9 protein-coding genes and 1 tRNA gene are annotated in these 10,699 nt (G+C 72.8%); 8 read left to right on the forward strand and 2 right to left on the reverse strand.

The window, feature by feature from the left end; genetic code table 11:
- Positions 1-92: 92 nt before the first annotated feature.
- Complete coding sequence (locus tag HMPREF3105_RS03860) at positions 93-689, reverse strand: ANTAR domain-containing response regulator (protein WP_010078752.1); 597 nt, start codon at positions 687-689, stop codon at positions 93-95.
- Positions 690-865: 176 nt separating this feature from the next.
- Between HMPREF3105_RS03860 and HMPREF3105_RS03865 the strand changes: the two genes are divergently transcribed.
- The 7 genes from HMPREF3105_RS03865 (at position 866) to HMPREF3105_RS03895 (ending at position 7,131) form a co-directional block, all read left to right on the forward strand.
- Positions 866-947, forward strand: a tRNA-Leu gene (locus tag HMPREF3105_RS03865).
- Positions 948-1,017: 70 nt separating this feature from the next.
- Complete coding sequence (locus HMPREF3105_RS03870; RefSeq protein WP_041102699.1) at positions 1,018-3,891, forward strand: DUF4040 family protein; 2,874 nt, start codon at positions 1,018-1,020, stop codon at positions 3,889-3,891.
- Positions 3,888-4,319: a cation:proton antiporter subunit C gene (locus HMPREF3105_RS03875; RefSeq protein ID WP_010078750.1), complete on the forward strand. Its 432-nt coding sequence runs from the start codon at positions 3,888-3,890 to the stop codon at positions 4,317-4,319. Before HMPREF3105_RS03870 ends, HMPREF3105_RS03875 begins: the two co-directional genes overlap by 4 nt.
- A complete protein-coding gene (locus tag HMPREF3105_RS03880; protein ID WP_010078749.1) occupies positions 4,316-5,986 on the forward strand; it encodes a monovalent cation/H+ antiporter subunit D family protein in 1,671 nt (556 codons plus the stop codon). Before HMPREF3105_RS03875 ends, HMPREF3105_RS03880 begins: the two co-directional genes overlap by 4 nt.
- Before the next feature lie 38 nt (positions 5,987-6,024).
- Entirely contained in the window at positions 6,025-6,459 is a 435-nt protein-coding gene (locus HMPREF3105_RS03885) for a Na+/H+ antiporter subunit E (RefSeq protein ID WP_010078748.1), read from the forward strand.
- Complete coding sequence (locus HMPREF3105_RS03890) at positions 6,456-6,740, forward strand: MrpF/PhaF family protein (protein ID WP_010078747.1); 285 nt, start codon at positions 6,456-6,458, stop codon at positions 6,738-6,740. The genes HMPREF3105_RS03885 and HMPREF3105_RS03890 overlap by 4 nt, the downstream gene beginning before the upstream one ends.
- A 13-nt stretch (positions 6,741-6,753) precedes the next feature.
- Positions 6,754-7,131 carry a cation:proton antiporter gene (locus HMPREF3105_RS03895; RefSeq protein ID WP_036315347.1) on the forward strand — a complete coding sequence of 126 codons (378 nt, stop codon included), beginning with the start codon at positions 6,754-6,756 and terminating at the stop codon, positions 7,129-7,131.
- Between the two features lie 60 nt (positions 7,132-7,191).
- On the opposite strand, the gene HMPREF3105_RS03900 is transcribed toward HMPREF3105_RS03895, so the two are convergent.
- Positions 7,192-7,713: a PaaI family thioesterase gene (locus HMPREF3105_RS03900; RefSeq protein WP_070708811.1), complete on the reverse strand. Its 522-nt coding sequence runs from the start codon at positions 7,711-7,713 to the stop codon at positions 7,192-7,194.
- A 67-nt stretch (positions 7,714-7,780) separates the two neighbouring features.
- On the opposite strand from HMPREF3105_RS03900, the gene polA reads away from it, so the two are divergent.
- On the forward strand, positions 7,781-10,594 hold the full coding sequence (gene polA, locus HMPREF3105_RS03905) for a DNA polymerase I (RefSeq protein WP_070708812.1): 2,814 nt from the start codon (positions 7,781-7,783) through the stop codon (positions 10,592-10,594).
- The last annotated feature ends 105 nt before the right edge of the window (positions 10,595-10,699 follow it).

The following is a 10,699-nucleotide window of genomic DNA, read 5'->3' on the forward strand; positions in this document are numbered from 1 at the left end:
CGGGCGGCTCGTCCGCGGCGTCGCCGCAGACGCGCGAGCCCGTCGGCTTCTGGCCGGCCCGCTCCCCGCTCTGACGAGCGCGCGGGCGCCGCTCAGCCGACCTGGTCGATGACGGCCTGCGCGACCTCCCGCATGGTCAGGCGCCGGTCCATGGAGGTCTTCTGGATCCAGCGGAAGGACTCGGCCTCGGTCAGGCGCATCCGCTCCTGGAGCAGCGCCTTGGCCCGGTCCACGATCTTGCGGGTCTCCAGGCGGTCGCCCAGGTCCCGCACCTCGGCCTCGAGGCTGCGCAGCTCGTCGAAGCGGGCCACGGCCAGTTCGATCGCGGGGACCAGGTCGGCCTCGGTGAAGGGCTTGACCACGTAGGCCATGGCCCCGGCGGTCCGGGCGCGCTCCACCAGCTCGCGCTGACTGAAGGCGGTCAGCATGACCACGGGGGCGAGCCGTTCCCCGGCGATCTCGCCCGCGGCCGCGATGCCGTCCATCACGGGCATCTTCACGTCCATCACCACGATGTCCGGGCGGTGCTCGCGCACGGCCTCGACGGCGGCGCGGCCGTCGCCGGCCTCGGCGACCACCCGGTATCCCGCCCCGGTGAGCACCTCCACCAGGTCGAGGCGGATCAGGGTCTCGTCCTCGGCGACGACGGCCCGCAGGCCGGTCTCCTCGGGAGGCGTCAGCGTGGACACGGCAGCTCCTTCGTGCGGGCCGGGACGGCGTCGGTGTGGCGCCGCTGGTGGTCCACCAGGCTACCGTGCGCCATGGGCGCGGCGCGGGCGCGGCGGCGGGGACCGCCCGCCGGAAGGCCGGGGACGCCGGGTCGGGGCGCTGATAGGGTGATCCAGTCCCGCCTCCGGGCGGCACTGCCCGAATGGTGGAATCGGTAGACACGCCGCACTCAAAATGCGGTGCCGAGAGGCGTGTGGGTTCGAGTCCCACTTCGGGCACCGTCGGCGCGCGGCCACCCGTCGTGTGCGCCGTGTCCGTGACCGATCGACCCGAGCTGAGTGGTGTCCTGTGCTCCTGACCAGTCTCCTGCTGACCCTCCTCTCGGTGGTGGCGGCCGTTCCGGCCTCCCGCGTGCTGGGCAGGGATGCGGGCTGGGTCCTGGCCGCACCCCTGCTCGCCGCGGCCGGCGTGCTGATCGCGGCGTGGACGGGCGACGTCCGGACGGAGCACCATCCGTGGATCCCCGCGGTCGGGGTGGACCTCGACCTCCGGCTGAACGGCCTGGCCCTGGTGTTCGCCATGATCGTCCTCGTCATCGGCGCCGCGATCCTCGCCTACTCCAGCCGGTACCTCAGTCGGGACCGCACGGAGAGCCGACCCGGCTCCTTCTACCTGCTGATGACCGCGTTCGCGGCGTCGATGCTGCTGCTGGTGCTCGCCGACAACATCGTGGTCCTCTTCGTTGCGTGGGAGTTCACCTCCTTCACCTCCTTCTTCCTCATCGGGCGCTCGGGGGACCATGCCCGCGACCCCGCGATCCGGACCCTGCTCGTGACCGTGGGCGGCGGCCTCGCGCTGCTGGCCGCCGTCGCCCTCATGGCCGTGCGGACCGGCACTGCCTCGCTGTCCGGGGTGTTGGCCTCGGACGTGTGGTCCGAGGCGGGCTTCACCACCACGGTCGCCGTCCTGCTGGCGGTGGCCGCGTTCACCAAGTCCGCCCAGTTCCCGTTCCAGGCGTGGCTGCCGGACTCCATGGTGGCCATCTCCCCGGTCTCCGCCTACCTGCACGCCGCGGCGATGGTCAAGGCCGGCATCTTCCTGCTGCTGGTGTTCAGCCCGGTCCTGGCCGGGAACCCGGTGTGGTCCGCGCTGTTGATCGGCTCGGGCCTCATCACGGCCCTGCTGGGCGCCGTCTCCGCGATCCGTCGCCACGACCTCAAGGGTCTGCTGGCCTACTCCACGATGAGCCAGTTGGGCCTGCTGGTGACCGCCATCGGCATCGGCACCCCCGTCGCGCTTACCGCGGCGATCGTGCACACCGTGGCGCACGCGCTGTTCAAGTCGGCGCTGTTCATGCTGATCGGCGTGGTCGACCACGAGGCCGGCACCCGCGACCTGCGAGAGCTCGCGGCCCGCCACGTGCGCATGCCGGTCACCGGCACGGCGATCGCCGTCGCCGCCCTGTCGATGGCGGGCATCCCGCCGCTGTTCGGCTTCATCTCCAAGGAGGGCCTGGTCGAGGCCGCTCTCGGGACCCCCGGTCCCGCATGGCTCCCCGTCCTCGTCACCGCCGGCATCGCCCTGACCTCCGTTTTCACCGTGGCCTACTCCGGCCGTCTCGTGCTCGGCGCCCTGGGCCTCTGGGGTCCAAGCCCGGACGGGGCCGCCCATTCGTGGCCGACCGGCCGGGAGGACGAGGTCCACGAGGCTCCTGCCACCTTCTGGGGCGTGCCCGTGCTGGCCGCGGCCGCGGGCGTGGCCCTGGGCCTGCTGCCCGGTGTGCTGGACACCCCCGTCTCCTACGCGGCCGAGGCCGCCTCCGGCGCGGAGGTGCACGCGCACCTGGCGCTGTGGCACGGCGTGAACACGGCCCTGCTCGTCTCCGCCGCCATCATCGTGCTCGGTCTGCTGCTGGTGGCCTTGCGCCGCCCGGTGGAGCGCGTGGCCTCCCACGCCGCCCTGCCGTTCTCCGCCCTGGATGCGGTGGACGAGGTTCGGCACCGGCTGATCGGCGTCGGCGCGGTCGTCTCGCGCGCCTCCGGCACCCTGGCTCCCCGCCCCCACCTCCTCATCCCCGCCCTGGTCCTGGGGCTCCTCGCCGTGGCCGGTGTCGCCACGATCGAGGATTTGCCCGCCGTCGTCGGCCAGCCCTCGCGCTGGCACGACTGGGTGCTGGTCGTCCTGGTGGGTGCCGGCGTGATCGCCACCATCCGCGCCAAGACGCGCATCGCCGCCATGGTGGTGGTCGGCGTCGTAGGGTTCGGCATGACCCTGTGGTTCCTCACCCTCGGCGCCGTGGACGTGGCCCTGACCCAGCTGATGGTCGAGGTGCTCACGGTGTGCGTCATGGTGCTGCTGCTGCGCCGCCTGCCCGCCCGCTTCAGCGACGAGCCGACCCCGCGCAGGATGCAGGCGGTCCTCGCCGCCTCCGTCGCCGGCGTCGCCGCGACCCTGGGCGTGCTCGCGTTCACCGGCCGCTCCAGCATGTCGGAGATCGCCCACTTCTACCTGACCCAGAGCTATGCCCAGGCTGGGGGGACCAACGTGGTGAACGTGATCCTCGTGGACTTCCGCGCCGTGGACACGTGGGGCGAGATGACCGTGCTCGGGGCGACGGCGCTGACCATCGCGGCCCTGTTGCTCAACCGTCGGCCGACGCCTCCACAGCCCTCCGCCGTGGACATGCGCTCCCCACTCGCCCACGTGCGCGAGAACCTCGTCCACATCCGGGTGTTCGGCCGTGTCTTCGGCGTGCTGATCATCCTGCTGTCCGCGTTCCTGCTGCTGCGCGGGCACTACGAGCCCGGCGGCGGCTTCATCGCCGCACTGGTCGCCGGTGCCGGCTACGCCCTGCTCTACCTGGCCGCCGACTCGGACACGGCCCCGGAGTTGCGGTGGCCGTACCTGGCCTTCATCGGCTCGGGCATCGCCGTCGGCACCGCGACGGGGATCGTCGGTTACCTCACCGGCAAGGGCTTCCTCGGAGCCGCGGGAGTGAAGGTCCTGGACTACGGGCTCTCCACCACGCTCGCGTTCGACATGGGCGTGTACCTGGCCGTGATCGGCCTGATCGTGGCCGCGTTCTCCCTGCTCGGCCCCGAGCGGCCGGGTGAGGACCCGCTCCGCGCCTCGAGCCGTGACCCCGGCGTCGCGCCGGCGGCCCCGTCCTCCGATCCCTCGGCCCCGACCACCACGACTGCACGAGAGGAGGTCACCCGATGACCGTCGCCCTTACCGTGGGACTTCTGACCTTCGGCGCGTTCTACCTGTTCTCCAAGCGCGAGCTGCTGCGCGTGATCCTCGGCATGGTCCTGCTGGGCCACGCCGCCAACCTGGCCATCATCGCCGCGGGCGGCACCGACCGCCGCGGGCTGCCCTTCGCGGGGACCTCAGACGTCGAGGTGCAGGCCGATGCCCTGCCGCAGGCCTTCGTCCTGACCGCTATCGTGATCGCCTTCGCGATCACCGTGCTGCTGCTCGCGCTGGCCGTCACCGGGCGCGCGGACGACGCGGTGGCCTCGCCGGGGGAGACCCGCGACTCCCTGGAGCAGGCCGCCGCCGACGCACGCTTCCCGCGCGAGGAGCGGCACGCCGCGGCCGGCCGGATCGCGCAGCACTACGCCGGCCAGGGCCCGGAGGTGCGTCGATGAGCGCCGTCCCGCTGGGCCAGCTGCTGCCCCTCTTCGCCGCCGTCCCGCTGCTGTCCGCCGGTCTGCTCGTGCTGGCGGGGGAGCGTCCCCGCCTCCACCGGGCAGTCCTGTTCGCGGTGCTCGGACTCGTCACCACCGGCGGGCTGGCCCTGGGCGTCCACGCCCTCGACGGGTCCGTGCTCGCCACCTCGCTGGGCGGCTGGCCCGGGGGCATCGGGATCGGCTTCGCAGCGGACATGCTGTCCGCCCTGATGCTCGTGCTCACGAGCGCCCTCACGATCGTGGGCGCGGCGTTCGCCTACGGCTCCCGCGTCGCTAACTCCCAGTTCTTCGCCCCGCTGCTCCTGATCCTCATCGGCGGAGTCAACGGCGCCCTGCTGACGGCGGACCTGTTCAACCTGTTCGTGTTCATCGAGGTCATGTTGGTGCCCAGCTACGGCCTCTACGTCCTCTCCGCCAACCGCCGTGAGCCCCTGCGCCGAGTGGACGGGGCGCGGCTGTACGTCACCCTCAACCTGCTAACCTCCACGATCCTCCTGGTCGGCGTCGGCTTCGTCTACGGGCTGACCGGCTCGGTGAACCTCGCGATGCTCGCCGGGTCCGCCGCGGCGGACCCACGCATCGCGATCGCCGCGGGCATGGTGCTGTTCGCACTGTCCATCAAGGCCTCGGTGGCCCCGCTGCACGGCTGGCTGGCCTGGGCGTACTCCTCGACCTCCCCGGCGGTGACGGCCCTCTTCGCCGCCCTGCACACCAAGGTCGCCGTGTACGGGCTCTACCGGATCTACTCCGTCATGTACGACGGCGATGCGCGTCTGCTGCCGCTCATCCTGGTCCTGTCCCTCGCCACCCTCGTGGTGGGTGCGCTCGCCTCGGTCGGTGAGCACGGTGTGCGCGCCGTGTTGTCGTGGCAGATGGTGAGCGGCATCGGCGGCATCCTCGTCGGACTCGGGCTCTCCACGCGCCTGGGTCTCGCGGCGGGCCTGTTCTACCTCGTGCACCACATGGTGGCGATGGGCTGCCTCCTGATGGCCGCCGGCGCGATCGAGGTGCGCTACGGCACCGGCCGTCTCGCGGACCTGCAGGGCCTGGCCCGGCGCGAGCCGCTGATCGCCGTCGCCTTCTTCGTGGGCCTGCTCTCCCTGGTCGGCATCCCGCCCTTCTCCGGGTTCGTGGGCAAGCTCATGCTCGTCAGCGCCGGCCTGGACGCCGGCCGCGGTGTCACCGCTGCGCTGGTGCTGGGCGCCTCCCTGGTGAGCCTGTGGGCTCTGCTGCGGGTGTGGGACGCCTGGTTCTGGGGCGCTCCGACTGCCCCACACGGGCACCGCGAGCGCCTGGCCACCGCGGCCATGCCCATCGTGGGCCGGGCGGGCTCCGTGCCGTCGCCCTCCGGCCGCGGCTCGAGCACCGACCACGAGCGCACCGAGTCGTGGGCCTCGCAGGAAACCCTCGATCCGCCCACGGGCGTGCTGCCGGTGACCGTGGATCCGGACGAGGACGTCACGCGCTCCCGCATCCCAGGCCGGCTGGCCGCCCCCGCCGTCGTCCTAGCTATGGCCACCCTCGCCCTCGGGCTCGGCGGTCAGGCCCTGTGGACCGTCACCGACCTCGCGGCTCAGGGCCTGATGGACCCCAGCAGGTACATCGAGGCGGTGCTCAACCCATGAGCACCGCACTCCCGCAGCCTCCGGAAGGAGACGCCCCCATGCACACCGTCGCCCCCGCCGACGGGACCGTCGACCTGGCGCCCGGCACGGCCTCCGCCGTGTCCTGGCCTTGGCGGTGGCTCGTGTTCTGGTGCTGGTACGCGTGGGCCCTGGTGACCTCTTCGAAGGCGGTCATCAAGGACCTCGTCACCCCCGGCGTCCAGGCGCGCTCGGGCATCGCCCGCGTGCGCAGCAACTGCCGCACGGACGCCGAGGTCACCCTGCTCTCGGCGCTGATCACCCTGACGCCCGGCACGTTGACGCTGGGCACCCGGCGTGCCGGCGCCGTCGGTGACGAGGACGGTGACCCGGACGCGCGGCGCCTGCTCTACGTGCACGGCCTGTACGCTGACGACGCCGACGCCCTGCGCGCGGAGATCCACGACATGGAGGCGCGCATGCTCCACGCGATGCGGAAGACGGGGGTGGCATGATGCCCTTCGCCTACGACTGGTCCCTGGTGGGGATCGACCTGGCCATCGCGCTGCTGACCGTGTCGGCGCTCGTGTCCGCGTACCGGATCGTGGTGGGCCCGCTCGACGCGGACCGCGCGGTCTCGGGCGACCTGCTCACGTTCAGCGTGCTCGGGATGCTCGTGCTGTTCGGCGTCCGGGCGGACAACCCGTGGACGTTCGACTTGGTCCTGATCGCCGCGGTCGTGGCCTTCCTGTCCGGCATGTCCCTGGCCCGCGCGCTCACGCGCGGCAAGCGTTGAGGAGGTCGCACCCGTGGACGTCGTCCTGACCGCCGCCGGCTCCGTGCTCGTGGTGATCGGAGCCCTTGCGTTCGTCACCGCGGGACTCGGTCTGATCCGGTTCCCCGACCCCTACACCCGCGTCTCCGCCGTGGGCACCGCCGGCGGCGTCGGGATGATCCTGATCGTGGTGGGCGCCCTGCTACTGGCCCCGGGGGTGGCCGCGTTCGTGAAGGTGGCCCTGATCGTGGTGCTGCAGCTGGGCTCGGCCTCGGTGGCCACCATGGCCCTGGGCCGCTCGGCCTACCTCACCGGGGTGCCCATGAACCCCGGGCACTACGACGAGCTCGCCGAGGACACCCCGGGGCGCGAGCACGGCGAGCCCGCTCCCCGCGCGCCGGACGAGGTCTGAGACCGCTCGCACGCGGCGTCGGACCGGCCCGTCCCGTCTCCCGGGGCGGGCCGTGCCGCCTCAGGGGCGCGGCGCCAGGACCAGGTTAGTGATGCGGGCGGTCGAGAGCCGCCGGCCCTGCTCGTCCGTCATCACCACCTCATGGGTGACGAGGGTGCCGCCCAGGTGGACGGCGGTCGCGGTGCCGGTCACGAGGCCCGAGCGGACGGCCCGGTGGTGCGTGGCGCTGATCTCGACCCCGACGACGTTGCGGTCCGGCCCGGCGTGGATCTTCGCGGCCATCGAGCCCAGGGACTCGGCGAGCACGAGGTGGGCGCCGCCGTGCAGCAGCCCGACGGGCTGCTCGTTGCCCGCCACGGGCAGGGTGGCGACGGCTCGCTCGGCCGTGAGCTCGAGGAAGCGCAGACCCATCTTCTGGGCGAGGGGGCTGATCGCCGCGCCGCCGAGCGCGGCGACGAGCTCGGGCGTCAGACCGGCCTCGGCGCAGGCCGCCGCCAGCTCGGCGGGGCTCAGCTCGGGGGTGACGCCGGGGCGGTACACGCGGTCGGAGGCGGCGGGGGTGGTCGCAGTGTGCTCACTCATGAGCACTAGGCTGGCACACGCGACCGGTGCGCCCCGCGCCGCGCGCCGAGAGGAGACGTGAGCACCCATGGCGGCAGATCCGACCCCAGAGGCCCCACAGCGGCTGCTGGTCCTGGACGGGCACTCGATGGCGTTCCGCGCGTTCTACGCGCTGCCCGCCGAGAACTTCGCCACGGACACGGGCCAGCACACGAACGCCGTGTACGGCTTCACCGCCATGCTCCTGACCATGATCCGGCAGCAGCGGCCCACGCACGTGGCCGTGGCGTTCGACCTCTCCGGGCCCACGTTCCGCTCCGAGGAGTACGGGGAGTACAAGGCCGGCCGCTCCGAGACGCCCGCGGAGTTCGCGGGCCAGATCGAGCTGACCGTGAAGGTCATGGAGGCCCTGGGCATCCCCACGCTCACGCTGGAGGGCTACGAGGCCGACGACATCGTGGCCACACTGTCCGCGCGCGCCGAGGAGGCGGGGTGGGAGGCCGTCGTCGTCTCCGGTGACCGGGACGCGTTCCAGCTCATCTCCGAGCGCACCACCGTGCTCTACCCCAAGAAGGGCGTCTCCGACATCCCGCCGATGGATGCGGACGCCGTCATGGCCAAGTACGGGGTCGCCCCCGCCCAGTACCCCGAGCTCGCGGCCCTCGTCGGCGAGGCCGCGGACAACCTGCCCGGAGTGCCCGGCGTCGGCCCCGGGTTCGCCGCGAAGTGGCTGAAGCAGTACGGGGACCTCGACGGCGTGCTCGCGCACGCGCACGAGATCACGGGCAAGAAGGGGGAGGCGCTGCGCGAGCATCTCGAGGACGTGCGCCGCAACCGCCGCCTCAACGCCCTCGTGCGCGACCTCGACCTGCCGATCGGGCTCGAGGCGATGCGGCTCGAGATGCCGGAGCGCGAGCCCGTGGAGGAGCTGTTCGACGCGTTGCAGTTCAACCGCATCCGGGAGCGCGTGTTCGAGGTGTTCGGTGAGCGGGTGGGCGAGGACGCGCCGCCCCCCGAGGCCGAGGCCGCCCCGGAGTTCACCGAGGCGACGACGGCCGAGGACGTGCGATCCTTCCTCGCCGCCGAGGCCGGCAACCTGCTCGGCGTCCACGTGGACGTCGAGGGCCCGGCCCTGCTGCCCCGCCGCAAGGTGCCCGTGCCCGGCACGTTCGGCACGCCCGTCGGCGTCGCGCTGGTGGGCGAGCACGCGGGCCTGCACGTCACCCTCGACGGCGACGCCCCGGACCCGGCGCTGGTGGCCGCCGTGCGCGAGGCCCTGGGCGAGGGCGGACTGGCCAAGGCCGTGCACGACCTCAAGCGCACGCTCAAGGCGCTGGCCGCGCCCACCGAGGGGGACGGGCTCGGCCGGGACGCGGCCCTGGACGGCGTGGTGGACGACGTGCTGCTTTCGGCCTACCTGATCCAGCCGGACCGGCGGGACACCTCGCTCGAGGCGCTGGCGGAGGCGCATCTGCACACCCCCCTCACCGCCCCGCGCGAGCCCGCGCAGCAGCGGGCGCAGGGGACGTTCGACCTCGACGGGGGTCAGGCCGCCGCCGAACGCGCGGACCGCGCCGCGGACGCCGTGAGGGCCGCCTGGGTGGTGCGCCGTCTCTCCACCCAGTTCACGCCCCAGGTGCTCGACCGCGGGGCCCAGCGGCTGCTGCAGGAGCTCGAGATCCCGCTCTCGCGGCTGCTCGCCCGGATGGAGCTGACCGGCATCGCCGTCGACGTCGACGCCCTGACCGGCCTGCGCGAGGACTTCACCGACGCCGCCGACGCCGCCAAGGAGTCCGCGTGGGCGTCCGTCGCGGAGGAGACCGGCGGGATGCAGGTCAACCTCGGCTCGCCCAAGCAGCTGCAGGAGGTGCTGTTCGAGCGGCTCAACATGCCGCGCACGCGCAAGACGAAGACCGGCTACTCCACGGACGTGGACTCGCTGCAGGACCTGCTCGAGCAGACCCGGCACCCGTTCCTCGAGAACCTGATGGCCCACCGTGACGCCACGAAGCTCCGGCAGACCGTGGAGGGGCTGCTCGAGACCGTCGCCCCGGACGGCCGCATCCACACCACCTACTCGCAGACCGCCGCCGCCACGGGCCGGCTGTCTTCGCTGCACCCGAACCTCCAGAACATCCCGGTGCGCACCGAGGCGGGCCGCCGCATCCGTGAGGTGTTCGTGGCGGACGAGGTGGCCGGCGAGCAGGCCGTGCTGCTCTCGGCCGACTACTCCCAGATCGAGATGCGCATCATGGCGCACCTGTCCGAGGACGAGGGGCTGATCCAGGCCTTCCGCGAGGGCGAGGACCTGCACTCGTTCGTCGGCTCGCAGGTGTTCGGCGTGGACCCGGACGACGTCACCGCCGAGCAGCGTGCCAAGGTGAAGGCGATGAGCTACGGCCTGGCCTACGGGCTGTCCTCCTTCGGGCTGTCCAAGCAGCTGAAGATCTCGGTGGACGAGGCGCGCGGCCTCATGAAGGGCTACTTCGACCGCTTCGGCGGCGTGCGCGACTACCTGCGCGACGTCGTCGCGCAGGCCCGGCAGGACGGGTACACCTCGACGATCGAGGGGCGCCGCCGCTACCTGCCGGACCTCAGCTCGGACAACCGTCAGCTGCGGGACATGGCCGAGCGCGCCGCGCTCAACGCCCCCATCCAGGGCTCGGCCGCGGACATCATCAAGCGCGCGATGCTCGATGTGCAGGCCGGCCTCGAGGAGCACGGGCTGGCCTCGCGGCTGCTGCTGCAGGTCCATGACGAGCTCATCCTCGAGGTCCCGGCCGCCGAGCTCGAGCAGGCCACGGCGCTCCTGAAGGAGCGGATGGGCCGGGCGGCCGAGCTCTCCGTGCCGCTCGACGTGCACGTCGGCCGGGGAAGGAGCTGGCATGACGCCGCACACTGACACACCGGAGGGTCCGTCGCTGCGGCGGCTGGCCGACGCCGCCGAGGCCCGGCTCGGCGAGCACGGCCTCGCGCTGCGCGACCTCGGGGTCCTCGGCCCCGAGGA

It is taken from the genome of Micrococcus sp. HMSC31B01 (genome assembly GCF_001816085.1).
Classification (GTDB): domain Bacteria; phylum Actinomycetota; class Actinomycetes; order Actinomycetales; family Micrococcaceae; genus Micrococcus; species Micrococcus luteus.